The 22,642-nt window shown below is 68.0% G+C and carries 24 protein-coding genes; 8 read left to right on the forward strand and 16 right to left on the reverse strand.

Annotated features, from left to right (window positions below):
• The first annotated feature begins 27 nt into the window (after nt 1-27).
• From BLQ77_RS19420 to BLQ77_RS19440, 5 genes are all read left to right on the forward strand, one after another.
• The gene (locus BLQ77_RS19420) at nt 28-852 is read left to right on the forward strand and encodes a UDP-2,3-diacylglucosamine diphosphatase (RefSeq protein WP_089962209.1); all 825 of its coding nucleotides are present in this window, start codon (nt 28-30) and stop codon (nt 850-852) included.
• Nucleotides 849-1,973 carry a ceramide glucosyltransferase gene (locus tag BLQ77_RS19425; protein ID WP_089962213.1) on the forward strand — a complete coding sequence of 375 codons (1,125 nt, stop codon included), beginning with the start codon at nt 849-851 and terminating at the stop codon, nt 1,971-1,973. The genes BLQ77_RS19420 and BLQ77_RS19425 overlap by 4 nt, the downstream gene beginning before the upstream one ends.
• A 3-nt stretch (nt 1,974-1,976) precedes the next feature.
• On the forward strand, nt 1,977-2,549 hold the full coding sequence (locus tag BLQ77_RS19430; RefSeq protein WP_089962216.1) for a DedA family protein: 573 nt from the start codon (nt 1,977-1,979) through the stop codon (nt 2,547-2,549).
• Nucleotides 2,546-3,238: a glycosyltransferase family 2 protein gene (locus BLQ77_RS19435; RefSeq protein ID WP_089962219.1), complete on the forward strand. Its 693-nt coding sequence runs from the start codon at nt 2,546-2,548 to the stop codon at nt 3,236-3,238. The genes BLQ77_RS19430 and BLQ77_RS19435 overlap by 4 nt, the downstream gene beginning before the upstream one ends.
• A 100-nt stretch (nt 3,239-3,338) precedes the next feature.
• A complete protein-coding gene (locus BLQ77_RS19440; protein WP_089962221.1) occupies nt 3,339-4,325 on the forward strand; it encodes an Lnb N-terminal periplasmic domain-containing protein in 987 nt (328 codons plus the stop codon).
• A gap of 16 nt (nt 4,326-4,341) precedes the next feature.
• On the opposite strand, the gene argE is transcribed toward BLQ77_RS19440, so the two are convergent.
• The 9 genes from argE to BLQ77_RS19485 all read right to left on the reverse strand — a co-directional run bounded on the left by argE (nt 4,342) and on the right by BLQ77_RS19485 (nt 13,585).
• The gene (argE, locus tag BLQ77_RS19445) at nt 4,342-5,418 is read right to left on the reverse strand and encodes an acetylornithine deacetylase (RefSeq protein ID WP_089962224.1); all 1,077 of its coding nucleotides are present in this window, start codon (nt 5,416-5,418) and stop codon (nt 4,342-4,344) included.
• 4 nt (nt 5,419-5,422) lie between these two features.
• On the reverse strand, nt 5,423-6,100 hold the full coding sequence (locus BLQ77_RS19450) for a DUF1028 domain-containing protein (protein ID WP_008883949.1): 678 nt from the start codon (nt 6,098-6,100) through the stop codon (nt 5,423-5,425).
• An 89-nt stretch (nt 6,101-6,189) separates the two neighbouring features.
• Complete coding sequence (locus BLQ77_RS19455) at nt 6,190-7,314, reverse strand: aromatic ring-hydroxylating oxygenase subunit alpha (RefSeq protein WP_089962226.1); 1,125 nt, start codon at nt 7,312-7,314, stop codon at nt 6,190-6,192.
• 286 nt (nt 7,315-7,600) lie between these two features.
• Entirely contained in the window at nt 7,601-8,965 is a 1,365-nt protein-coding gene (locus BLQ77_RS19460) for an aminotransferase class III-fold pyridoxal phosphate-dependent enzyme (protein ID WP_089962228.1), read from the reverse strand.
• Between the two features lie 2 nt (nt 8,966-8,967).
• A complete protein-coding gene (locus BLQ77_RS19465; RefSeq protein ID WP_089962231.1) occupies nt 8,968-9,735 on the reverse strand; it encodes a carbon-nitrogen hydrolase family protein in 768 nt (255 codons plus the stop codon).
• A gap of 8 nt (nt 9,736-9,743) precedes the next feature.
• A complete protein-coding gene (locus BLQ77_RS19470) occupies nt 9,744-10,769 on the reverse strand; it encodes an extracellular solute-binding protein (protein WP_089962234.1) in 1,026 nt (341 codons plus the stop codon).
• Between the two features lie 22 nt (nt 10,770-10,791).
• The gene (locus BLQ77_RS19475; protein ID WP_089962236.1) at nt 10,792-11,601 is read right to left on the reverse strand and encodes an ABC transporter permease; all 810 of its coding nucleotides are present in this window, start codon (nt 11,599-11,601) and stop codon (nt 10,792-10,794) included.
• Nucleotides 11,598-12,518 (reverse strand): ABC transporter permease, encoded by a 921-nt coding sequence (locus BLQ77_RS19480; protein ID WP_175583534.1) that lies wholly within the window; start codon nt 12,516-12,518, stop codon nt 11,598-11,600. Before BLQ77_RS19480 ends, BLQ77_RS19475 begins: the two co-directional genes overlap by 4 nt.
• Entirely contained in the window at nt 12,518-13,585 is a 1,068-nt protein-coding gene (locus BLQ77_RS19485; protein ID WP_089962241.1) for an ABC transporter ATP-binding protein, read from the reverse strand. Before BLQ77_RS19485 ends, BLQ77_RS19480 begins: the two co-directional genes overlap by 1 nt.
• A gap of 113 nt (nt 13,586-13,698) precedes the next feature.
• On the opposite strand from BLQ77_RS19485, the gene BLQ77_RS19490 reads away from it, so the two are divergent.
• On the forward strand, nt 13,699-14,499 hold the full coding sequence (locus tag BLQ77_RS19490; RefSeq protein WP_242661781.1) for a helix-turn-helix transcriptional regulator: 801 nt from the start codon (nt 13,699-13,701) through the stop codon (nt 14,497-14,499).
• Nucleotides 14,500-14,524: 25 nt separating this feature from the next.
• Here BLQ77_RS19490 and BLQ77_RS19495 read toward each other — a convergent pair whose 3' ends face one another.
• From BLQ77_RS19495 to BLQ77_RS19505, 3 genes are all read right to left on the reverse strand, one after another.
• The gene (locus tag BLQ77_RS19495) at nt 14,525-15,079 is read right to left on the reverse strand and encodes a L,D-transpeptidase (protein ID WP_008885564.1); all 555 of its coding nucleotides are present in this window, start codon (nt 15,077-15,079) and stop codon (nt 14,525-14,527) included.
• A 75-nt stretch (nt 15,080-15,154) separates the two neighbouring features.
• Nucleotides 15,155-15,766 (reverse strand): DsbA family protein, encoded by a 612-nt coding sequence (locus BLQ77_RS19500; RefSeq protein ID WP_089962247.1) that lies wholly within the window; start codon nt 15,764-15,766, stop codon nt 15,155-15,157.
• Nucleotides 15,763-16,497, reverse strand: coding sequence for a L,D-transpeptidase (locus BLQ77_RS19505; protein WP_089962248.1), 735 nt, complete (start codon nt 16,495-16,497; stop codon nt 15,763-15,765). Before BLQ77_RS19505 ends, BLQ77_RS19500 begins: the two co-directional genes overlap by 4 nt.
• 197 nt (nt 16,498-16,694) lie before the next feature.
• Between BLQ77_RS19505 and rimO the strand changes: the two genes are divergently transcribed.
• Together rimO and BLQ77_RS19515 are read left to right on the forward strand one after the other, a co-directional pair.
• On the forward strand, nt 16,695-18,059 hold the full coding sequence (gene rimO, locus BLQ77_RS19510) for a 30S ribosomal protein S12 methylthiotransferase RimO (protein ID WP_089962251.1): 1,365 nt from the start codon (nt 16,695-16,697) through the stop codon (nt 18,057-18,059).
• Between the two features lie 495 nt (nt 18,060-18,554).
• Nucleotides 18,555-19,145, forward strand: coding sequence for a thymidine kinase (locus tag BLQ77_RS19515; protein ID WP_089962254.1), 591 nt, complete (start codon nt 18,555-18,557; stop codon nt 19,143-19,145).
• Between the two features lie 17 nt (nt 19,146-19,162).
• Here BLQ77_RS19515 and BLQ77_RS19520 read toward each other — a convergent pair whose 3' ends face one another.
• The 4 genes from BLQ77_RS19520 to dapF are packed head-to-tail and all read right to left on the reverse strand — an operon-like array spanning nt 19,163 to nt 22,630.
• Nucleotides 19,163-19,858, reverse strand: coding sequence for a CDP-alcohol phosphatidyltransferase family protein (locus BLQ77_RS19520; protein ID WP_040383791.1), 696 nt, complete (start codon nt 19,856-19,858; stop codon nt 19,163-19,165).
• Nucleotides 19,859-19,912: 54 nt separating this feature from the next.
• The gene (locus tag BLQ77_RS19525; RefSeq protein WP_089962257.1) at nt 19,913-20,536 is read right to left on the reverse strand and encodes an FMN-binding negative transcriptional regulator; all 624 of its coding nucleotides are present in this window, start codon (nt 20,534-20,536) and stop codon (nt 19,913-19,915) included.
• Between the two features lie 4 nt (nt 20,537-20,540).
• Nucleotides 20,541-21,794 carry a tRNA (N(6)-L-threonylcarbamoyladenosine(37)-C(2))-methylthiotransferase MtaB gene (gene mtaB / locus BLQ77_RS19530; protein WP_089962261.1) on the reverse strand — a complete coding sequence of 418 codons (1,254 nt, stop codon included), beginning with the start codon at nt 21,792-21,794 and terminating at the stop codon, nt 20,541-20,543.
• A complete protein-coding gene (gene dapF, locus BLQ77_RS19535) occupies nt 21,791-22,630 on the reverse strand; it encodes a diaminopimelate epimerase (protein ID WP_089962262.1) in 840 nt (279 codons plus the stop codon). The genes mtaB and dapF overlap by 4 nt, the downstream gene beginning before the upstream one ends.
• Between the last annotated feature and the right edge of the window lie 12 nt (nt 22,631-22,642).

The raw sequence follows: 22,642 nt of genomic DNA on the forward strand, positions 1-22,642 counted from the left end.
GGCGAGCGAACAAGGAAGATGCCACGTATGCCGTCCTCCCCTGCCGGCACAGACGCCCGCCGCACCCTGCGCAGCCTATTCCTCTCCGACCTCCATCTCGGTGCCCGTGCCAGCCGGCCCGGACATGTTCTCGACTTCCTGCGCGGGATCGAGGCCGAGACGATCTATCTCGTCGGCGACATCTTCGACATCTGGCACGGTGGCCGCGTACACTGGTCCGACGCCCATGACGCGGTGCTGACCGACCTGCGCGCCCGCGCGAGGGATGGCACCCGGATCGTCTACCTGCCCGGCAACCACGACGCCGCCATGCGCGCCCCCGACGCCAACATGGACGGCTGGGAGTTGCGCGAAGCCGTGGTCCACAAGGCCGCCGACGGCCGCCGCTACCTCGTGCTGCACGGCGACCAGTGCGACCCGCGCTTCCTGCGCTGGCATTTCATGACCCGTCTCGGCAGCCGGCTCGACGCGCTGCTCCGGCAGGTCGACGACTGGCAGCGGAAGCGCAGCGACATCGGCCCCGACGAGCGCAGCCCCGCCCAGCGCGTCATCGACCGCGCCAACCAGGTGATGGCCATGGGCGACCGCTTCGAGCGCCGGCTGATCAAGCTCGCGCAGGCGTCTGGAACCATGGGCGTGATCTGCGGCCACTCGCACAAGCCCGCGCTGCGCCGGCACGGCGAGCTGGTCTACGCCAATTGCGGCGACTGGATCGACAGCCTGACGGCGCTGGCCGAGGACACCCGCGGCACGCTCCGCCTGCTCGAGTTCACCCCCGCCCCCGCCACGCTTCCGGCGCTGCCCAAGCCCGCGAAAAGCAACGACGGCGCGCTTGCAGGGGGCATCGCATGACCGAAATCATCCTCACCACCGTCCTCGCCGTCACCCTCGGGGTGCATCTCCTGACCGCGCTGCTTGCGGCGCTGCGCTATCGCAAGGCCCCGCCCGCGGGCGTTGACGACGAACTGCCGTTCGTGTCGCTGGTGCGCCCGATCTGCGGGCTCGACACCTTCGACGCCGAGACCCTCGGTTCGTCCTTCGCCCAGGAGTACCCGCGCTACGAGGTGATCTTCTGCGCCCCCTCCGACCGCGATCCCGCGGTGCCGCTGGTGCGCGAGATGATCGCCGCCAACCCCCATGTCGAGGCCGAGCTGCTCTGTGGCGAGACTGCGATCAGCGGCAATCCGAAGCTCAACAACCTGCACAAGGGCTATATCTCGGCCCGGGGCGAGTGGCTGGCGATGACCGACAGCAACCTGCTGCTGCCGCCCGAGTACCTGCGCACCCTCGTCGATACGTGGCGCGGCAACACGGGACTGGTCTCCTCGCCCCCCGCCGGGATCCGCCCGGGCAATTTCTGGGGGGCGCTGGAATGCGCCTTCCTGAACACCTCGCAGGGGCGCTGGCAGCTCGCCGCAGATTCGCTCGGCATGGGCTTTGCGCAGGGCAAGACGCTGTTCTGGCACCGCAAGGTGCTCGAGACGGGCGGCGGGCTTCCGGCGCTGGGCCGCAACCTCGCCGAAGACGTGGCCGCGACCAAGCTGGTGCGCAACCAGGGCCGCCGGGTACGCCTGACACCCCGGCTCTTCGCCCAGCCCATCGGCACCCGCAACGCCCGCACCGTCTGGGATCGCCAGCTGCGCTGGAGCCGGGTACGCCGCGACGGTTTCCCGCTGATCTTCTCGGCCGAGATCCTGCAGGGGCCGCTGGTGCCGGTGGCCGCGCTTGCCGGGCTCGCGGCGCTCGGCGTGGTGCCGGCGCTGCTGATCCTGCCGCTTCTTCTGGCGTGGTACGGTGCGGAATACGCGCTTGCGCGCATCGCCGGCTGGCCCGCGTCGGCCCGCGACATCGGCGCCATGATCCTCCGGGACGTCTTGCTTCCTCCGCTCTGGGTTGCCACATGGGCAGGGCGCGGGATTACCTGGCGGGGCACCGAGATGGCGCCCGAGGCTTCCCCCCGCCCCGCGGAGTAGAGTTTGTTGGGACTGGAAACGGTTGCTGCGCTGATCGCCAAGGACGGTCTGGCGATCCTGGCCCCGATTGCCGTGTTGGAGGGGCCCATCGTCACGGTCATCGCCGCATGGCTGGCGAGCCGCGGCCTGCTCGACGTCTGGAGTGTGGCCATCGTCGTCATCCTCGCGGATCTCTTCGGCGACGCGATGTTCTATGCGCTCGGCCGCTGGGGCCTGAACCGCCTGTCGATCCGCTGGCGCTACCGTCTCGGGCTCAGCCGCTCGCGCATCAGCTCGCTGGCCGAGCACTTCCGGACCAGCGGCGGCAAGACCCTCGTCTTCGGCAAGCTCACCCATTCCGCCGGGGCGCCGATCCTCGTGGCGGCGGGGCTGGGCCGGATGCCGGTGGCCAAGTTCCTCTGGGTGAACCTGCTGGCCACGATCCCCAAGAGCCTGTTCTTCGTGGCCATCGGATATGCGTTCGGATCCGCCTACAGCCAGATCGACAACTGGATTGCGCGCGTTTCGCTCCTACTTCTTGGTGTGATCATGCTGACCGGCATCGTCTGGTTCCTGAAGAAGCAAACCCGCAAATGACCAAGATCTCCTGCATCATCCCCGCCTTCAACGAAGCCCCCCGCATCGGGGCCGTGCTGCAAGCCGTGCTCGACCATCCCATGATCCACGAGGTGATCGTGGTAGATGACGGCTCATCCGACGGCACCCCCGACCTTGCTGAAGACTTCGCGACCCGACACGACCGGCTCCGGGTGATCCGCCAGCCGCAGAACGGCGGCAAGAGCCGCGCGGTGGCCTCGGGGGTTGAAGCCGCTTCGGGCAGCCACATCCTGATGCTCGACAGCGATCTGCTGGGGCTCGACCACGAGCACCTCGCGGCGCTGATCTCGCCGGTGGTTGACCGCCGCGCCGAGGCCACGATCAGCCTGCGCCGCAACGCACCGCGCGTCTGGCGCGCCATCGGCATCGACTACATCTCGGGCGAGCGGGTGATGCCGCGCGCCCTGCTGGCCGAGCGTCTGGACGAGCTGCGCGCACTGCCCCGCTTCGGGCTCGAAGTCTTCATCAACGAGCTCTGGCTCGACGAGGAGCTGCGCATCGCCATCGTCGACTGGCCCGGCGTCGAGAGCCCCTTCAAGCACACCAAGCGCGGCGGCTGGCTGGCCGGGATCCGCGCAGACATCTCGATGCTGGGCGACATCTTCCGCACCGTCTCGCCGGCCGAGACCCTGCGGCAGGTTTTCGCGCTCCGCGCACGCCGGATTTGACCCCGCCCCGCCGGAACGCCTTGCGGCGCGGGGCGCCCCCGTCCAGCCGTGCCCCGGCTGCCGGGGACGGCAGCGCCGGGAACTGCGGGACCACTTGCCGATGAGCCGACCCCTGAAGTTCGCCGCCAACGCGGTCTTTGCGATCGTAGTGCTTGCCGGGACCGCGTGGACTGCCACGGCGCTCTGGTTCCACCTCGCGGGCCTGCCGCTGATCCTCGGCTGGGCGCTGCTGGCCATCGTCGCAGTGGTGGCGATCTACGCGCGGGCACGCCAGCCGCTGCTCGGCTGGGTCGTGGTGGGCCTCGCGGCGCTGCTCACCGCGGGATGGTATGCCACCATCCGGCCCTCGGACGACCGCGACTGGGCGCCGGACGTGGCCCGCGGCGTGAAGGCGCAGGTCGCGGGCGAACTCGTCACCCTCAGCGACGTGCGCGACTTCCACTGGCAGGACAGCGACCACGCGGAAGAGCGCTGGATCACCCGCACTGTCGACCTGAGCCAGATCAAGACCGTCGACATGCTGACTTCGGTCTGGAACAACCCCGAGATCGCCCACCTGCTGGTGAGCTTCGGCTTCGCGGGTGGCGAGCACGTCGTGTTCTCGGTCGAGATCCGGCGCGAGGCGGACGAGAGCTTCAACGAGATCGGCGGCTTCTTCCGCCAGTTCGAGCTGGTGCTGATCGCCGCCACCGAGGGCGACATCGTCCGGCTGCGTACCAACCACCGCAAGGAAGAGGTGCGGCTCTACCCCATCGACCTGACGCCCGACCAGCAGCGGCGGCTGTTCCTGTCCTACGTGACGCTGGCGCAAGATCTCGAGGCGGCGCCGCGCTTCTACAACACCGTCACCGCCAACTGCACCACGGTGGTCTACGGGCTCGCGCAAGTGCTGAACCCGAGCCTGCCGCTCCACAGCAGCCTGATCCTGTCCGGGCGGTTGCCGGAGTACATCGACGCGCAGGGCGTGCTGGCCGGCGAGGGAAGCGTCGGCGACCGGCGTGCGGCGGCGCTGATCACGCCCAAGGCGCAGGCCGCCGGAGAAGCCGCGGATTTCTCCGAAGCCATCCGTCGGCCGGCTGCCCCCTGAGCGGGCTTGGGCCGCCTCAGGCCACGAGCCTGCGCAGCGCCTCCATGCAGTCCACCAGCTGCGACAGCTCGATGAACTCGTCCGGCTGGTGCCCCTGCGCCATGTCACCCGGGCCCCAGACCACGGTCGGGATCCCTGCCGCCGCGAAGTAGCCGGCCTCGGTGCCGTAGGAAACCTTTCCGGTCCCCTGCGCCAGCCCGCGCAGCCGCACCAGCGCCGGTTGCTCCGGGTCGGTGTCGAGCCCCGGGTAGGCGATCGTCTGCTCGAGCTCGACGTCCTCGAGCCCCGCCATCACCCGCGGCAGGATCGCCTCGGGCGTTTCCGAGGCGAGGTGGCGGATCTCGAAGGCCACCTCGGCGCGGTCGGGCACGATGTTGAGCGCGGTGCCGCCGTGGAGCGTGCCCACGTGCAGGGTCGAGCAGGGCACGTCGTAGCCCGGATCCTGCGCGCCCTCGGCCATCAGCCGCGCCTGCTCGGCCCGGACCGCGGCGACGAGATCGCAGGCGACGTGCAGCGCGTTCCTGAAGCGGGGTGCCATGGCGGAATGCCCGGCCTCGCCGCGACAGGTGGCCCGGTAGGCGGCCTTGCCCTTGTGGCCGGTGGCCATGACCAGCGAGGTGGGCTCGCCCACGACGCAGAGCGCCGGGTCGGGCAACAGCTCGCGCACGGCGGGCATCATCTGCGGGATGCCGCGGCAGCCGACCTCCTCGTCCCAGGACAGCACGATGGCCAGCGGTCCGGCGCTTTCCGGAAGCTCCTCGGCAAGCGCGAGGCAGCAGGCGACGAAGCCCTTCATGTCTGTCGTGCCGCGCCCGAAGAGCCGATCGCCTTCACGGGCGAGTGCAAACGGATCGCGGGTCCATGCCTGCCCGCTCGCGGGCACCACGTCGGTATGCGCCGAGAGGACCAGCCCGCCGTCGCCGCCGCGGCGGGCGATGAGCCCGGCCTTTTCGCCGCAGGAGGACGGCACCCTCGTCACCTCGAAACCGGCGCCCGAAAGCTGCGCCTGCGCCCAGTCCACCAGCGCGAGGTTGCTGTCCGACGACACGGTGGGAAACGCGATCAGACGGTCGAGAAGCTCGAGAACCCGCATGCGCTCACTCGTCCCCGGGCACGCCGTAGGAGGGCGCGGCAGAAGGGTTCAGCGCGCGCGTGACGTAATCCGCCGCCTGCGGCTGGTAGACCTCCCATGCGCGGGCGATGGCCTTGATCGGGCAGCCGTCGTCGATCCAGTCGCAGCGCAGCTCGGCATAGGGCCAGCTCTCGCGGTCGACGATCAGAAGCCCCGCCGAATGCACCGGCCCGGCCTCGCCTCCCGCAGCCATCCCCGCCTGCATCGCCGCGATCAGCCGGTCGCCCAGCGCGCCGGTCGCTTGTTCGAAGCCCGCGACGATGGCCGCCGGCACGCCGTCATTGGCAAGCAGGTTGCCGGCCGAGACCACGTCGCGCCCGATGGCCTGCGTCCAGATCCCCAGCGAGTTCGGCCCCGAGTGGATTGCCGTGCCGCCCTGCGCATCGACCGCAAGCACCTGTCGGTAGTCCATGAAGGCGCCTGAGGCGCGCACCTGTGCCACGGCCTCTTCGGCGCCCGCGCCCTTGGCCATCAGATCCAGCGCCGCCGGTCCCAGCCGCGGGTCGGTCACGTTCTGCGAGGCCACCGCGCCCACGCCGGCCCGGGCAAAGGCGCAGCGCGCCGCCACGGCGGGCGAGGAGGACGAGATCGCCACCCCGAACTGTCCGGTCTCGGCGCAGCGCGCCACCAGCGAAAAGGTCATGATTGCTCCTTCCGCCCGACCCTCGCCGGGCTGTCTTCTGTCTTCGTTTGCCCGCCGACCCGACGACCCGAAGGGCGCCCCGGCGAGGGTCAGGTCGGGATGCGCCCGGCGATCCAGGTGGCGAACTCGTAGTTCGGCCGCTCGAGATGCGACAGCGCGCCGGGCACGGCGTGGCGGGCCTGCATGCCCTTCCACACCCGCTCGGTGCAGCCCCGGTCCTCGTCGTTGACGTGGTCGAGAAGCCCCTTCAGCGTGGCGAAATGCTGGTCGGCGTCATCGTCCTTGCTGAAATCCGGGTGCAGGCCACCGCCGTAGAGGATCCTGACGTGGCCCGGCCCGTCCGGGGTCAGCGAGAGATACCAGAAATAGCCCGGCGTCAGCGTGATCATCAGCGACGGGTAGACCGACAGCAGCCACGTGCGGTAGCGGTCCTCGCCCTCGAGCACGGTGTTGTCCTTGTGCGCGATCGAGAGCGCGATGCTGTCGTCCTTGAGGATGTGGTGGAAGTTGAAGCCGGGATAGCCCTCGGGGCAGGTCATCTTCTTGAGGTCCACCGCGCCGCCGATGGTGCCGCCGTGGCACATGGGCAGGTGGTAGCTTTCCATGAAGTTCTCGGCGAGGATCTTCCAGTTGGTGTTCCAGCGGTGCTCCTCGCGGAACACCTCGACGTAATCCTCCATCGGCAGGTAGCCGACGAGGTCGTCCATCTCCTTGAGCGTCTCGTGCGGTTCCGGCAGGTCGGGGTCGAGCGTGACCATGATCCAGCCCTTCCAGTCGACGCAGCGCACTGCCGGCAGGCCGGAGGCCTCCTTGCAGAAGCTCGTGTTCATGTCCATCGCCGGCGCGCCGCGCAGCGAGCCGTCGAGGTTGTAGGTCCAGGCGTGGTAGGGGCAGGTGATGGCGCGCACGTGCCCGCGCCCCTCGAGCAGGATCGACATGCGGTGGCGGCAGACGTTCGACATGGCGCGCAGGGTGCCGTCGCGGTCGCGCAGCACAATGACCGGCTCGCCCGAGATTTCCATGGTCAGGTAGTCGCCCGGCTCCTTCAGCGCGTCGGCGCGCCCGGCGCAGAGCCAGCTTCTGGCGAAGATGTGCTCCTGCTCCAGCGCAAGGAAGTCTTCGCTGGTGTAGACCGAAACCGGCATCGCATGGGCGCGTTCGAAGGGCGTGGCGACGTTCGAGCGAAGTTCGGCGGCGGGATCGTGGATATTCATGTCTGCGTTTCCCTCTGGGCCCTGCCGTGGCGCCATCTGCCACGTCTGCGCATCATTTCGTCCGTCCGAAGCCGCCCGTCGTCAAGCGTTTCCGGCGCCGGCCCTTAATTGGGCCCCCGCGCCCGGACCCGGCCAACCGCCGCAGGCCCCCGGAACGACCGTGCCGCCCCTGTTGCGGAACAGGGGCGGCACGCAAGATTTGGCAGAGCGCGGACATCCGCGCCATTAAAGCCTTTCGAAACCCTGCTTAGGGTTTTCCTATGGCGCCTCTGCGGACGCGCCGGCCTCAGAGTTCCTTCATCACGTCGAGGATGCTCTCGCGCAGGATGGCGCCGATGGTGTCGATCTGCTCGGGCGTCAGGATCAGCGTCGGCGACAGAATCAGGATATGGCCGAGCGGACGCGCGATGAGCCCCCGCTCCTGCGCCTTGCGCGCCACCCGCAGGCCGATGTTCAGGGCCGGATCGAAGATCTCCTTCGTCTCCTTGTCCTTCACGAACTCGATGCCGATCATGAAGTGGCTGCCGCGCACCTCGCCCACGATGTCGAGATCGTCGAGCCCCTTCAGCGTGGCCTCGAAATGCTTGCCGGTGCTGCGCACCGTCTGCGGGATCTGCTCGCGCTCCATCAGGGCGATGTTGGCAAGGCCCGCGGCGGCGGCGGCGGGGTGGCCCGAATAGGTCATACCATGCAGGAACACGCCGCCCGGCCCCGAGATCACCTCGTGGATCTCGTCCGACATGATCGTGGCCGAAAGCGGCTGGTAGCCCGAGGTCAGGCCCTTGGCGGTGGTGATGATGTCGGGCTGGAAATCGAAGACGTCCTTCGAGGCGAAGAAATACCCAAGCCGGCCGAAGGCGGTGACCACCTCGTCCGAGACCACCTTGATCTCGTACTCGGCGCAGAGCTCGGCAGCACGCTTGTGATAGCCTGCCGGCGGCACGATGACGCCGCCCGCGCCCATGATCGGCTCGCCGATGAAGCAGGCAATGTTCTCGGCCCCGATGCTCTCGATGTCAGCCTTCATGTCCGCCAGCAGCGCGTCGGTGAACTCGGCCTCGGACATGCCGTCGCCCTCGCGCCAGTAGTGCGGCTTGCGCATGTGGTGGACGATGCCCTCGGCCTTGTGCCAGCCGTCGGAATAGTGCGGCGTGGTCATCGCCACCGCGAGGTGGGTCGAGCCGTGGTAGGCGCCGTGGCGGCTCAGGATCTTGCGCTTCGAGGGCTGGCCGAGCCGCTTGTAGTAGTGGTGCAGCACCCGAACTGCAGTCTCGTTCGCGACCGAGCCCGAATTGCCAAAATGCACCTTGTTGAGGTTCCCCGGCGCCAGCTCGGCGAGCTTGGTGGCCAGCGCCGCGGCGCTCGGGTGGGTGAAGCTGTAGAAGGTCGAGTAGAAGTCGAGCGTGTTGAGCTGCTCGGTGATCGCGTCGATGATCTCGGCGCGCTTGTGGCCGACATTGACGCACCAGAGCCCGCCGATGCCGTCGATCAGCCGGTTGCCCTGGCTGTCGGTCACATAGGAACCCTCGGCCTCGACGATGGCAGTGGTCGCGCCGTTCTGCTTGAGCGAGTTGAGGTCGGCCCAGGACTGCACGAGGTGCACATCGCGGGTCAGGATGTCGTCGGTGGTCTTGGGGAGGTCGAGGGTCATGATCAGAGTTCCCGGTAATCGGTCAGTTGGGTGGAAAGCGCGGCCTTCGGCAGGTCGCCGAGGACGCCGAGATCGGCCACGAGAAGCGCCTCGCCGCGGCCGGCGCTGACGAGCGCGTCGCCCAGCGGTCCGGCGATCAGCGAGCGGCCGCCAAAGGGCAACCCGGCATCGGTGCCGCAGTAGTTGGCGTAGACGATGGTGAGGCCCATCTCGGCGGCGCGGCCCGGCACGGTGTAGTTCTGCACGTGATCGAAGCCCGCGGGGTTGGCGGTCGGCACCAGTACGAGCGAGACGCCCTGCTCCGCCAACGCCCGCACATGCGGCGCGAATTCCACGTCGTAGCAGATCAGCAGGGCGGCCTTCATGCCGCCGAACTCGAAGGTGCAGTAGGCATCCCCGGGCACGAAGGAGGCAGCCTCCATCGGCCCGAAGAGCTGGATCTTGCGATAGTGGCCCAGCACCGCCCCGTCGGGCCCGAAGGCCGTGGCGGCGTTGTAGACCCTGTCGCCCTCACGCTCGGCCCAGCCGATGGTCAGCCCGCAGCCCGCCTCGTGGGCAAGCGCCGCCAGCCGGGTCTCCCACGCGCCGCCACGCGGCTGCGAGAGGCTGCCGTGCATCTCGGGCTGGTTGTAGCCGGGCAGGAAGAGTTCCGGCATCACCAGCATCCGGGCGCCGGCAGCGGCGGCCCCGTTGAGCTGGGTCCCGATGCAGGCAAAAGCCTCCTCCGTGGCCCCGCTGATCGCGGGGCCCTGATAGAGCGCGAGTTTCATGTGTCGTGTTACTTCTTCAGGTTCGTCCAGATGGCGTCGTAGAGCACCTGCACCTCTTCCGGGCAGGCCTCGACGAAGACGGTCTTGGTGCCTTCCGGCGGGTTGGATTCGGGCGAGTTGGCGACCTCCGGGTCGAGGAACTCGGCAACGCCCTTCACCCCGGCGGAGTACTGGGCGTAGTTGGTGAGCGTGGCGGCGTTCTCGGGCTCGAGCATGAAGTTCAGGAAGGCCAGAGCGCTGTCGCGGTTCGGTGCGTCCTTGAGCAGCGTGAGGTTGTCCATCCAGACGATGACGCCCTGCTCGGGGAAGGCATACTCGATCGGCGCGCCCTCGCCCCGGGCCTTGGCGGCGAAGCCCGACCAGATCATGCCCGCGGCGGCGTCGCCCGAGACCAGCACGTCCTTGGCCACGTCCGAGCCGAACGAGGCCCAGTCGGCCTTGGCACCCATCACCAGCGCGTTCAGCGCCTTGAGCTGCTCGCGGTCGCTGGTGCACTGCGGGATGCCGAGGTGCAACGAGGCCAGCGTCAGGGTTTCGCCCGCGGTGTCGAGCACGTTGATCTTGCCCTTCAGCTCGGCGGGCGGCTCGAAGATGATGCCGGTGGTCGAGATGTCGCCGTCAAAGACCTCGCGGTTCACCGCGAAGGAGGTCGAGCCCCACTGGTAGGGCACCGAGCTGTGGCGGCCCTCGTCGAAGGGCACGTTTACCCACTGTTCCTCGATGTTGCCGAAGTTCGGGATCTCGTCGGGCGTGAAGGTGCCGAGCATGCCCTCGTCGCCAAGGATCTTGACCATGTAATCGCCCGGCACGGCGATGTCGTAGGACCCGAGCCGACCGGCCTTGAGCGAGGCCAGCAGCGCCTCGTTGCTGTCGTAGGTGTCCATGGTCACCGTGATGCCGGTCTCGGCGGTGAACTTGTCGAGCAGCTCCTGCGGCATGTACTCGAACCAGTTGTAGAGCTTCAGCTCGCCTTCGGCCTGCGCGGCGGTGGCCGCCACAAGGGCCGCAAGAGAGATTGCGAGGATCTTCTTCATCGTTGTCTCCACTGTTGGTTTCTTATGCTTTGTCCCGCTGACCGCTGCGTCCGATCAGCCAGGAGAGGGTGACGAACACCACCGAGACGCCGAGCATCAGAGTGGAAATCGCCATGATGTTGGGCTTGATGCCCTGTTTCACCGCGCCGAAGATGGCGGTCGGCAAAGTCTCGACGCCCGCCCCCTTCACGAAGTTGGTGATGAGGAAGTCGTCGAGGGAAATGATGAAGGCCAGCAGGAAGCCCGAGAAGATGCCCGGCATCATCAGCGGCAGCAGCACCAGCCGGAACGCTTCCCACGGGGTGGCGTAGAGATCCATCGCCGCCTGCTCGTAGGCGTCGGGGATGCTCTGCATTCGGGCCGCGATGGGCAGGTAGGCGAAGGGAATGCAGAACGTCAGGTGCGCCAGAAGGATGGTGCCAACCCCGCCCGAGAAGCCGATGGCGGTGAAGAAGATCAGGCTCGCGACCGCGGTCACCACCTCGGGCACCATGAGCGGCAGGTTGATCAGCGCGAAGCTCGCGGTCTTGCCCCTGAAGCGGCCCGCCCGGTGCATGGCGACCGCCGCCGCCGTGGCGATGATCGTGGCGCCGCAGCCCGCCAGCACCGCGATGATCAGCGAGTTCATCGCCGCCACCCGGAACTTGGGCGCCTCGGGGCCGGTAAAGACATCCGCATACCAGTCGAGCGAGAAGCCGCCCCAGAGGGTGATCGAGCTCGAGGCGTTGAAGCTGTAGACCGCCACCACCATCAGCGGCGCATAGAGCACCACGACGCAGAGCATGGTCACCGCGAAGAAGCCGGGGAAGCGGCGCAGGTCGAGCTGTCTCATGCGGCGGCCTCCCGGGTCTGGGATCGGGCGTAGACCAGCAGCACGATCATCACGATGGTCATCAGGATCATCGCCGCCGCCGCGCCGAAGGGCCAGTTGCCCGCCGCGCCCTTGAACTGCTCCTCGATCAGCGAGCCGATCATGAAGCTCTTGGCGCCGCCCAGCAGGTCGGGCGCGAGGAAGGCGCCGAGCGAGGGCACGAAGACGAGGATGCAGCCCGCCACCAGCCCCGGCTTCACCACCGGCAGGATCACCAGCCGCAGGATCGTCCAGCGGTCGGCATAGAGATCCGCCGCCGCCTCCGAGAGCGCGAAGTCGTAGCGCTCGACCGCGGCATAGATCGGCAGCACCATGAAGGGCAGGTAGGAATAGAACAGCCCGAGCTGCACCGCGAGGTTGGTGTTGATGAGCCCCAAGGGCTGGTCGATGACGCCGGTCCAGAGCAGGAAGGCGTTCAGCGGGCCCTCGTCGCGGATCAGGAACTTCATCGACACGGTGCGGATCAGCAGGTTCACCCAGTAGGGCACGGTCACCACCAGCAGCCAGACCGTGCGCATCCGGGCGTCGCGCGTGGCGATGAACCACGCGGTCGGGAAGCCGATCAGCAGGCAGAGCACCGTGGCAAGGCCCGCCTGCCAGATCGAACGCCAGAAGATGGTGATGTAGGTCCACTCGATGCTGGGCGGCTCGTCGCCGAACAGCCCGCGGTCGAGGAAGAACTGGTCATAGGCGGCAAGCGTGAACTCCCAGATCACGCCGCCGCGGAATTCCTTGGTGAGAAAAGAATAGATGGCCATCAGGGCGACCGGGACCAGCAAGAAGACCCCGATGACCACCCATGTGGGCAACAGCAGCCGAGGCGCGTTGCCCTTGTAGATTTCCGAGGAAGAGGCGCCGCCCGGCGCCATCGCCGCCATCAGGCCGCGAGCAGGCGCGCCGCGCCCGCTTCCAGTTTCAGCCCCACCTGTGTGCCGGCTTCGGGCAAGCGGGTGGCCAAGGCGTTCTGCAGCCGGATCGTCAGCTCCTGCCCGCCGGCGAGTGTCGCCTTCAGCTGAATGTCGGTGCCGAGGTAGACCTGATCGGTCGCGGTCACCACGAGGTCCGCCTCGCCCGGCGCGCAGAGGTCGATGCGCTCGGGGCGCAGCGACAGCACCCCCTGCCCCACTGGTCCGGTGAGTGGCGTCGGGCAGCGCAGCGCGCGGCCGCCGGGCAGCGAGACCTCGGCCATGCCGCCTTCGATGCCCAGCACCGGAACCTCGATCAGGTTGGTCTCGCCGATGAAATCAGCCACGAAGCGGTTGGCGGGGGCCTCGTAGATCTCGCGCGGGGTGCCGATCTGCTGCACGTGACCGTCTGACATGACCGCGATGCGGTCGGACATGGTCAGCGCCTCTTCCTGGTCATGGGTGACGAAGACGAAGGCGATGCCGGTCTCGCGCTGGATCTGCTTCAGCTCCATCCGCACCGCCTGCCGCAGCTTGAGGTCGAGCGCCGAGAGCGGCTCGTCGAGCAGCAGCACCTTGGGCTCCGGCGCCAGCGCGCGGGCCAGCGCCACGCGCTGCTGCTGGCCGCCGGAAAGCTGGCCGGGGCGGCGCTTGAGGAACTGCGACAGGTGCACGAGCTCGAGCGCCTGCTTGGCGCGGCCCTCGGCGTCGACCACCGACCAGCCCAACCGCTGCAGCCCGAACATCACGTTCTCGAGCACCGTCATGTGCGGGAAGAGCGCGTAGTGCTGGAACACCGTGTTGACCGGGCGTTTGAACGGCGGCAGCGGCGCGATGTCCTCGCCGTGCAGGCGGATCTGCCCGCCCGAGACCGGCTCGAACCCCGCGATGCAGCGCAGGAGCGTGGTCTTGCCGCAGCCGGACGGCCCCAGCAGCGTGAAGAATTCGTTGTCCGCGATGTCGAGCGACACCTCGTGAAGTGCGGTGAAGGTGCCGAAGCTCTTCACCACGCGGTCGATGCTGATCACGGTCCCGGTCACGATGCCGAACCACCCCCTGAACTGTTTTTCTTTGCCCGGATGATACCACCCGTTTATGGGTTCATACCCTAAGAGAGGCACATTCAAGGGGTATATACCCCCAGAGAGGTATGATGAGAAAACTGCCCAACCTGACCGAAAACTTCCTTGGCCGCGCCATCGAGGCGCTTGAGACCGAGGCGTTCGCGGGCGTTTTCTTTCAGTGGCTTGTGCGCTGCTTCGAGATCGACAACACCACGATGCTGGCCTACTTCCAGAACCGCCCGCCGCAGCTTCTGTTTTCCCACGCGCAGGAAAAGCGTGTCCACGAAAAGCTCGAATCGAACTACCTGACCGGGGCCTATCTGCTCGATCCGTTCCACGATCTGCACATCCAGAGGGCACCGGCCGGGCTGCACCGGATGCGCGACATCGCCCCGGACCAGTTCCTGCGCAACGAGTACTACTCGGTCTACTATCGCCGGACGACGCTGATCGACGAGCTGGCCTATGTCGCCTACCCGTCCGAGGGCGTCTCGGTGCACGTCTGCCTCGGGCGCGACGCCAGTTCCGAGCGGGTGTTCTCGACGCGCGACATGGAACGGGCCGAGCAGATCGCGCCCATCGCCTGCGCGCTGATCGCGCGCAACTGGTCGGGGCTCCGGACCTCGGGGGATTTCAAGGACAGCACGGTGTCGGACGGGCTCCGGGCCCGGATGGACAGCGTCCACGGGATCTCGCTTACGCCCCGGCAGGCGGAAATCGCGCTGCTGATCCTCAAGGGGCACTCGTCCGCCTCCATCGCCATGCGGCTCGAGATCAGCCCGCAGACGGTGAAGGTCTTCAGAAAACAGCTCTACCGCAAATGCGAGATCTCCTCGCAGGCAGAGCTGTTCTCGCTGATGATGCCGGTCCTGACGACGCTCGAGTTCTGAGGCGCCTCCGGGACCGGCCGATGGCTCAGATCACCCGGACCTGCGTGCCGATCGGGCAGAGCTTGAAGAGCTCGGCGATCTTCTCGTTGTAGAGCCCGATGCAGCCGTCGGACGAGCGGCGACCGATCTTGCGGGTGTCGTGGGTGCCGTGGATGATGTAGGCGGGCCAGCCGAGATACATCGCGTGCGTTCCCAGGGGGTTGTCCGGGCCGGGGCCGATAGGCTTCCAGTCGGGGTAGCGCTCCATCTGGCTCGCGGTCGGCGTCCAGGACGGGCCCACCTTCTTGCGCACGATCTCGGTGTAACCGCGCTTGGTCAGCTCGTCGGTAAGCGGCACAGAGGTCGGGTAGACGCGGTAGTCCGAGCCATCGCCCGACCAGAAATGCAGCGCCCGCGAGGCGGTGTCGGCGACGATGGCGCCCTTGCCCAGCGTCTCGAAATGGTCGCGCCAGTCCTGCATCGCGAAGCTCGAGATGTTGCGGCGCTGGACCGTCTGCGCGGCCGCGACGGATGGCACCAGAAGGCTTCCGGCGGCGGCGGCGCCCAGTGCGAGGGTTCCACGTCGTGTCAGGCGATTCATGTCGTTCTGCTCCTTGGTCTGCCACGGCACATTCCGGCCGTTGTCGCCAGAAACCAACCGAGCCTTAACCGAAACTTAAGCCTGGTCGCGCGCCTCGGCGATGGCGTCGCGCAGCGCCTGCGCGTCCATGGCGCCGTCGTAGATGGTGGTCTCGACGGCAACGCCGGGCGTGCCCTGGAACCCCAGCGCGGTCGCCTGAAAGGCGTTGCGGCTCATGAGCCCGTCCCACCTCGCGCGGCGGCGGCGGTAGGACTTGCGCGCCTCCGCCGGCGCCAGCACGGCCGAGACCGCCCGGTCGACCTGCCGGTCGCTCAGCCGCCCCTTGGTGGCCATCAGCGCAGACACCACCGCCTCGTAGGCGCCGAGATCGACCGCCCCGAGCGCCAGCTGGCTGGCGCGAAGCGAGGCGGCGCCGAAGATCGGCCAGTCCTTGAGCACCAGCCGGATGTCGCCATCCTCGGCCACGACCTCGGTCAGGGGCTGGTGCATCGCCTTGCAGAAGGGGCACTGGTAGTCGAAATACTCCACGATGGTCAGCCCGCCCTGCGGGTTGCCCAGCACCGGCGCGTCCGGGTCGTTCAGCACCGGCTCGACGGTGAGCCCCTGCGCCGAGGCGCCCCGCGGCAGCAGCGCCAGCGCGCCCGCCCCCGCGAGGATCGCGAATGTGCCCCTCCTGCCGACGATCATCCGGCGTCGCCGTCCGTGGTCTCGGCCGAAGCGACCGCTTCACCCGGAGGGGTGGTCCACTTGCCGGCCTGCTCCTTGGTCAGCACGACGACCTTGGTGCCGTTCGGCACTTCGGCGGCGAGATGGATCGAATCCTGATTGAACATGCGGATGCAGCCCGACGAGGTGGCGTGCCCGACGGTCCAGGGGCTCGGCGTACCGTGGATGCGGTAGAGTGTGTCGCGGCCGTTCTTGTAAAGATACAGCGCCCGCGCCCCGAGCGGGTTCTCGAGCCCGCCGGGAAGGCCGTTGCGCACCGGCCCGTAGGTTTCGGGGTCGCGCTTGATCATGTTGGCGGTCGGCGTCCAGTACGGCCAGTCGCGCTGGAAGGGAATCGTCGCCTCGCCGGCGAACCCGTAGCCCTGCGCGCCCACGGCGATGAGATAGCGCATCGCGGTGTCGTCGCCCTGCAGGTGGTAGAGGAACTTGCCGCCCGGATCGACGACGATGGTGCCGGCACGGTAGGGCGCGTAGTAGTCCACGAGCTGGCGTTTGTTGTATTCCGACAGGTACTTGTCCTCGATCGCCGGCACCTCGATGCCGTTGTCGACGGTGGCGGCGTACATGGCGCGGGTCTCTTCGGTAATCTGGCCCGGCTCGTTCATCGGCACGGTGGTGGCACATGCGCCAAGCAACGCAGGCGCGGCCAGCACCGCGAGCATCGTCAGGCGGATCTTTGTGAGTGCGATCATCGGGTTCCTACTGTCCTCTCGTTGCCGCCAGAGCTCTTCGTCCGGCCCCTTTGCGGGGCGGGACATGCGGATTGTCTGTTCCAAGGCTGTCGTGCGGCGTGATTGTTGTAGCTTAAGACAGCCTTAAGGTCGTTCCCGAAGCGCCGAGGTCAAGCGACAGCGCGCCGGGGCTTCCCCAGAGGCGAAGCGTCGCTTATATGCGCGCCATGCAGAATCCCCCCGACCTGCGCCCCGATCTGGCGCGCGCCCGCATCACCGAGACCCGCCGTGACGGCCAGCCGACCATCGGCATGGTCTCGTTGGGCTGCCCCAAGGCGCTGGTCGACAGCGAGCGCATCCTGACCCGGCTGCGCGCCGAGGGCTACGGCATTTCGCCCGATTACGCCGGTGCCGACGCGGTGATCGTGAACACCTGCGGTTTCCTCGACAGCGCCAAGGCCGAAAGCCTCGAAGCCATCGGAGAGGCGCTCTCGGAGAATGGCCGGGTGATCGTGACCGGATGTCTCGGCGCCGAGCCCGAGTACATCACCGGGGTGCATCCGCGCGTGCTCGCGGTGACCGGCCCGCACCAGTACGAGCAGGTCCTCGACGCGGTGCATGGCGCCGTTCCGCCCTCGCCCGATCCCTTCGTGGACCTGCTGCCGGCCGGCGGCGTGAAGCTCACGCCGCGCCACTACAGCTACCTGAAGATATCCGAAGGCTGCAACCACGCCTGCAAGTTCTGCATCATCCCCGACATGCGCGGCAAGCTGGCCTCGCGCCCGCACCGCGCCGTGCTGCGCGAGGCCGAGAAGCTGGTCGAGGCCGGGGTGAAGGAACTGCTGGTGATCAGCCAGGACACCTCTGCCTACGGCACCGACTGGAAGGACCGCACCGAGAAGGCGCCGATCCTGTCGCTGGCCCGCGATCTGGGAGAACTCGGGGCGTGGGTGCGGATGCACTACGTCTACCCCTACCCCCACGTCCGTGAGCTGATCCCGCTCATGGCCGACGGCAAGGTGCTGCCCTACCTCGACATCCCCTTCCAGCACGCCCACCCGGACACGCTGAAGCGCATGGCCCGGCCCGCGGCCGCGGCCCGCACGCTCGACGAGATCGCCGCGTGGCGCGCCGCCTGCCCCGAGATCGTCCTCCGCTCGACCTTCATCGTCGGCTACCCGGGCGAGACCGAGGAAGAGTTCCAGACGCTGCTCGACTGGATGGACGAGGCCCGGCTCGACCGGGTCGGCTGCTTCCAGTACGAGAACGTCGACGGCGCCCGCTCGAACGCGCTGCCTGACCACGTGCCCGCCGAGCTCAAGCAGGAGCGCTGGGACCGGTTCATGGAGAAGGCGCAGCAGATCTCCGAGGCGAAGCTTGCCGCCAAGGTGGGCCAGCGCATCGAGGTGATCGTCGATCTCGTCGAGGACGACGCTGCCACCTGCCGCACCAAGGCCGATGCGCCCGAGATCGACGGCAACCTCTTCATCGACGAGGGCCACGAAAAGCTCACGCCCGGCGACATCGTCACCGTCGAGGTCGACGAGGCCGGCGAATACGACCTCTGGGGCCGCCTCGTCTGAGGCGCCCTGTCGCCGCCGCCCCCCGTGGCGGCGGATGATTCGCCGGTGATTCGCCGGTGATTCGCGGCTGATTCCCGCCGACGCATCGCGATTCTGGCGATTCCCCGCCTCCCAAGTGTACAATTCGCCTACTTTTTGGGCGAAATCGCTCTCACGGGCCGTTTCGGCACGCCCCGCGGTGCACGACGCGAGTCATCCTGTCGCGGCCATGCTAGGGTCTCGGCGTTAGACTGGTTTGTCGGCAGGGGATCTCGCAAGTGATCGGCTGGCAGGGTGGTGTGGAGAGAACTCGGCCCGGTTTTGGGTGTCGGCATTTCCGCCTTCATCTCGTCACGTGAAATGGATTTTCTCCCCTCGGGGAGAACCGGCTATACGTTTGTATTTTGGCTAATTCAGAATGCTCCTGCGCTGCAGGGGCATTTTTTTCTGGGCAGCGCGCCGGCATCCCCCGGCCCGTCTTGCGAACCGCCCCGCGCTGCGGCATGCACCGGGCCCATGGCCAAGCTCTACTTCAACTATTCCACCATGAACGCCGGCAAGTCGACGCTGCTGTTGCAGGCGGCGCACAACTACGGCGAACGCGGCATGGAGGTCTACCTGCTGACCGCAAGGCTCGACACCCGCGCAGGCGAGGGCCGGATCGGCTCGCGCATCGGGCTCGGTCGCGAGGCGGATACCTTCACGCCCGAGGACGACCTCTTCGCGCGCGTCGCCACGGAACAGTCGAAGCGGGCGCTGGCCTGCATCTTCGTGGACGAGGCGCAGTTCCTGACCGAGGCGCAGGTCTGGCAGCTGGCGCGCGTGGCCGACGATCTGGGCATCCCGGTGATGGCCTACGGGCTCAGGGTGGATTTCCGCGGCCAGCTCTTCCCCGGCTCGGCGGTGCTGCTGGCACTGGCCGACACCATGCGTGAGGTGCGCACGATCTGCCACTGTGGCCGCAAGGCGACCATGGTGATCCGTCAGGACGTCGAGGGCCACGCGGCGACAGATGGTGATCAGGTGCAGATCGGCGGCAACGAGACCTATGTCTCGCTCTGCCGCAGGCACTGGCGCGAGGCGGTGGGAGACCGTCAGCCGGACTGAGCCGCGCCTCGCAGGCCTTACTGCGTGCGGGCGGGGATGACCTGTTGCGCGACGCCCGCGAAGATCAGATAGACCGAGGTGGCCACGAGGCCCCAATGCGCCCAGCTGTCCGGGTGAAAGTCGACCCATGCCGCCCAGCCCGCGAAGAATGTCCAGGCCAGCGCCACCGGCAGCGACAGCCCGCGCCAGCGCTCGGTGCGCACCGGGTGAATGAACTTCAGCGGCAGGAACATCGCCACCGACAGCACCGCCACCAGCGTCAGGATCACCCAGAAGTTCGGCTGCACCGCGAAGAGCACCAGCACCAGCATGTTCCAGCAGCCGGGAAAGCCGTGGAACGAGTTGTCGGAGGTCTTCATGCGGCTGTCGGCGAAGTAGAGCGCGCTGGCGAAGGTGATGATGATGATCGCGAACCATCCGGTCCAGCCCGGCAGCAGCCCCGACTGGAAGAGCGCGAAGGCCGGAATGAAGACGTAGGTCAGGTAATCGATGATCAGGTCCAGCAGCACCCCGTCGAACCGCGGTGCGTTGGCCTTGACGTCGTAGCGCCGCGCCAGCGGGCCATCGAGCCCGTCTACGAAGAAGGCCACGACCAGCCAGAGAAACATCTCGGACCAGTGCTCCTCCGCCGCAGCGAGTAGCGCAAGCATGGCAAAAACCGCGCCGGTGGCGGTGAAGAGGTGGACCAAGAGTGCCTGGGAATTCCGTGTCATGGCCCTGTCATGCCGCATATGCGCGCCCGGCGCAAACACTCACTCGGCAAAGCGTCACTCGGCGGAGGGCGGCACCCGCATGGCCTCGGCCAGCGCCTCGAGCTCCTGCCCGAAGCCGGTCGGGAGCAGTCCCGCCGCGGCGAGACGCGCCGCCTCGGGCTTGTTCTGGGCCAGCTTCCAGGTGCTGTCGACCTCGGCGATTTCGAGACGGAAGGGCAGGATCATGCGCAGCAGCCGCTCCTTCGCCCCGGCCTCCATCTTGTCGAGCGTCCACGGCGCCTTGGGCAGGCGCCGCTCGTAGGCGGCGGACTGGGCGGCGAGCAGCGTCTCGATGGTCTCGGGCGGCAGCGGCACCAGACGGCCGGTCAGGTGCACGGCGACGTAGTTCCACGTGGGCACTTGGTCGGGCCCCAGCCCGTACCAGTCGGGCGAGATGTAGCCGTCGGCCCCCGACACCGCGAGCCGCGCATCGATGCCGTCGCGGACGGCCCGGCAGATCGGGTTCGAACGCACGAGGTGCAGGTCGGCGTGGGTCCCGTCCTCCGACAGCAGGAAGGGCACGTGGCTCAGCAGCGGCGCGCTCTCCGTCGACACCGCGAGGGTGCCGAAGGCCCGTTCCCGCACGAAGGCGAGGCTGTGGTCCTGTCCGGTGCCGCGGTAGACGGGATTCGGGTGCATCGGATCAGGCCACCAGGCGCTGGCCGCTCTGGCCGGTGATGGTGGCGGTGACGATGGCGCCCTCGACCTGCGGCATGGTCATGGTGACCTCGGTGAACTGCTCCGTACGGCCCATGTCAGGGGCTTCCATGAGCACGCGGTGGGTCACTCCCTGCTGGGCCGCGAGATGGCGCTGTACGGCCACGTCCCCGGCCTCTCGCAGGCGCGCGGCGCGCTCCTTGATGATCGTGCCGTTGACCTTGTTCGGGATCTTCGCGGCGGGCGTGCCGGGACGCGAGGAATAGGGGAAGACGTGCAGCCAGGTCAGGTGGCAGTCCTCGACCAGCTTCAGCGAGTTCTCGAAATGCGCCTCCGTCTCGGTCGGGAAGCCCGCGATGATGTCGGCACCGAAGGTGATGTCGGGGCGCAGCCTGCGCGCCTCCTCGGTGAAGCGGATGGCATCGTCGCGCAGGTGGCGGCGCTTCATTCGCTTGAGGATCAGGTCGTCGCCGTGCTGCAGGCTGAGGTGCAGGTGCGGCATCAGGCGCGGCTCGGTGGCGATGGCGAGCATCAGGTTCTCGTCCGCCTCGATGCTGTCGATCGAGCTGATGCGCAGCCGCGGCACGTCGGTGAGCCGCAGGATGCGCATCACCAGGTCACCCAGCCGCGGCGTGCCGGGCAGGTCGGCGCCCCAGCTCGTGAGATCGACGCCGGTCAGCACGACTTCGTTGAAGCCCTTCTGCACCAGCCGCTTGATCTGGTCCACGACCACGCCCGCGGGCACCGAGCGCGAATTGCCCCGGCCGTAGGGGATGATGCAGAAGGTGCAGCGGTGGTCGCAGCCGTTCTGCACCTGCACGTAGGCGCGCGAACGGGTGCCGAAGCCGTCGATGAGGTGGCCGGCGGTCTCGGTCACCGACATGATGTCATTGACCTGCACCTTCTCGGTGTCGCCGATGAAATCGGACCGCAGCCCTTTCCAAGTCTCGGGCGACATCTTCTCGGAATTGCCGATGACCGCGTCGACCTCGTCCATGGCGGCAAAGCTCTCGGGGTCGATCTGGGCGGCGCAGCCGGTGACGATGACGCGCGCGTCGGGGTTTTCGCGCCGCAGACGGCGAATCTCCTGCCGGGCCTTGCGCACGGCCTCCTGCGTCACGGCGCAGGTGTTGATGATCACCGCATCGCCGACGCCCGCCTCTTCGGCCAGCGCCTTCATCGCCTCGGTCTCGTAGGCGTTGAGCCGGCAACCGAGCGTGGTGAACTTGGGCACGCTCATCCCGCCGCCTCCAGCCAGGCGCGGGAGAAGCTGCCATCGAAGACATGCGCGGTGCCGCCGGTCATCCAGACCCCGTCCTCGCGCCAGTCGACCTGCAGCGTGCCGCCGTCGAGCTCGATGGTCACCTTGCGGCCGGTGAGCCCGCGCCGCGCCGCCGCCACCGCCGTGGCGCAGGAGGACGAGCCCGAGGCCAGCGTGAGCCCGGCGCCGCGCTCCCACACCCGCATGCGGATGTGATCGGGGCCGATGATGCTTGCCACCTGCACGTTGGTGCGCTCGGGGTAGAGCGGATGATGCTCGTGCACGGGGCCGAAGCTGGTGAGGTCGACCGCCTCGGCGTCCTCGACGAAGAAGGTGCAGTGCGGGTTGCCCATGCCGGTGGCGGTGGGCGCCCCGTCGATGGGAAGCTCCAGCGTGTCCATTTCGCGCGCGAGCGGGATCTCGTGCCAGTCGAGCTGCGGCTGCCCCATGTTGACCGAGGTGAGGCCCGCGCCCGCATCCTCGGCCAGCAGCGCGCCGCGCTCGGTCACGAGGGTGAGCCGGTCGCGGCCGGTCTCGTCCATGAGGTAGCGCGCAATACAGCGCGTGGCGTTGCCACAGGCGCCCGCGGTGGAGCCGTCGGCATTGTAAAAGGTGAGCCGCGCGTCCCCTGCCCCGGGCTCGATCAGCGCGAGCTGGTCGAAGCCGACACCGCGATGGCGGTCGGCGATGGCCCGAACCAGCGAGGGCGTGAGTCGCATCGTCTGCGCACGCCCGTCGAGCACGACGAAATCGTTGCCGAGCCCGTGCATTTTCATGAAGGGCAGAGTGTCTGAAGCGCGTTCCATGGCGCGCATATACGCGTGTTG

Source organism: Salipiger thiooxidans (assembly GCF_900102075.1).
Lineage (GTDB): Bacteria > Pseudomonadota > Alphaproteobacteria > Rhodobacterales > Rhodobacteraceae > Salipiger > Salipiger thiooxidans.

What these genes read in the sequence shown, in the direction of transcription:
- BLQ77_RS19505 (WP_089962248.1), bottom strand. Translation starts at nt 16,497, where the DNA reads ATGATCGCACTCACAAAGATCCGCCTGACGATGCTCGCGGTGCTGGCC.
- BLQ77_RS19460 (WP_089962228.1), bottom strand. Translation starts at nt 8,965, where the DNA reads ATGACCCTCGACCTCCCCAAGACCACCGACGACATCCTGACCCGCGAT.
- BLQ77_RS19440 (WP_089962221.1), top strand. Translation starts at nt 3,339, where the DNA reads ATGAGCCGACCCCTGAAGTTCGCCGCCAACGCGGTCTTTGCGATCGTA.
- BLQ77_RS19470 (WP_089962234.1), bottom strand. Translation starts at nt 10,769, where the DNA reads ATGAAGAAGATCCTCGCAATCTCTCTTGCGGCCCTTGTGGCGGCCACC.
- BLQ77_RS19425 (WP_089962213.1), top strand. Translation starts at nt 849, where the DNA reads ATGACCGAAATCATCCTCACCACCGTCCTCGCCGTCACCCTCGGGGTG.
- BLQ77_RS19435 (WP_089962219.1), top strand. Translation starts at nt 2,546, where the DNA reads ATGACCAAGATCTCCTGCATCATCCCCGCCTTCAACGAAGCCCCCCGC.
- BLQ77_RS19490 (WP_242661781.1), top strand. Translation starts at nt 13,699, where the DNA reads ATGAGAAAACTGCCCAACCTGACCGAAAACTTCCTTGGCCGCGCCATC.
- BLQ77_RS19455 (WP_089962226.1), bottom strand. Translation starts at nt 7,314, where the DNA reads ATGAATATCCACGATCCCGCCGCCGAACTTCGCTCGAACGTCGCCACG.
- BLQ77_RS19420 (WP_089962209.1), top strand. Translation starts at nt 28, where the DNA reads ATGCCGTCCTCCCCTGCCGGCACAGACGCCCGCCGCACCCTGCGCAGC.
- BLQ77_RS19450 (WP_008883949.1), bottom strand. Translation starts at nt 6,100, where the DNA reads ATGACCTTTTCGCTGGTGGCGCGCTGCGCCGAGACCGGACAGTTCGGG.
- BLQ77_RS19495 (WP_008885564.1), bottom strand. Translation starts at nt 15,079, where the DNA reads ATGAATCGCCTGACACGACGTGGAACCCTCGCACTGGGCGCCGCCGCC.
- BLQ77_RS19520 (WP_040383791.1), bottom strand. Translation starts at nt 19,858, where the DNA reads ATGACACGGAATTCCCAGGCACTCTTGGTCCACCTCTTCACCGCCACC.
- mtaB (WP_089962261.1), bottom strand. Translation starts at nt 21,794, where the DNA reads ATGAGCGTGCCCAAGTTCACCACGCTCGGTTGCCGGCTCAACGCCTAC.
- BLQ77_RS19475 (WP_089962236.1), bottom strand. Translation starts at nt 11,601, where the DNA reads ATGAGACAGCTCGACCTGCGCCGCTTCCCCGGCTTCTTCGCGGTGACC.
- BLQ77_RS19465 (WP_089962231.1), bottom strand. Translation starts at nt 9,735, where the DNA reads ATGAAACTCGCGCTCTATCAGGGCCCCGCGATCAGCGGGGCCACGGAG.
- BLQ77_RS19500 (WP_089962247.1), bottom strand. Translation starts at nt 15,766, where the DNA reads ATGATCGTCGGCAGGAGGGGCACATTCGCGATCCTCGCGGGGGCGGGC.
- argE (WP_089962224.1), bottom strand. Translation starts at nt 5,418, where the DNA reads ATGCGGGTTCTCGAGCTTCTCGACCGTCTGATCGCGTTTCCCACCGTG.
- rimO (WP_089962251.1), top strand. Translation starts at nt 16,695, where the DNA reads ATGCGCGCCATGCAGAATCCCCCCGACCTGCGCCCCGATCTGGCGCGC.
- BLQ77_RS19525 (WP_089962257.1), bottom strand. Translation starts at nt 20,536, where the DNA reads ATGCACCCGAATCCCGTCTACCGCGGCACCGGACAGGACCACAGCCTC.
- dapF (WP_089962262.1), bottom strand. Translation starts at nt 22,630, where the DNA reads ATGCGCGCCATGGAACGCGCTTCAGACACTCTGCCCTTCATGAAAATG.
- BLQ77_RS19515 (WP_089962254.1), top strand. Translation starts at nt 18,555, where the DNA reads ATGGCCAAGCTCTACTTCAACTATTCCACCATGAACGCCGGCAAGTCG.
- BLQ77_RS19480 (WP_175583534.1), bottom strand. Translation starts at nt 12,518, where the DNA reads ATGGCGGCGATGGCGCCGGGCGGCGCCTCTTCCTCGGAAATCTACAAG.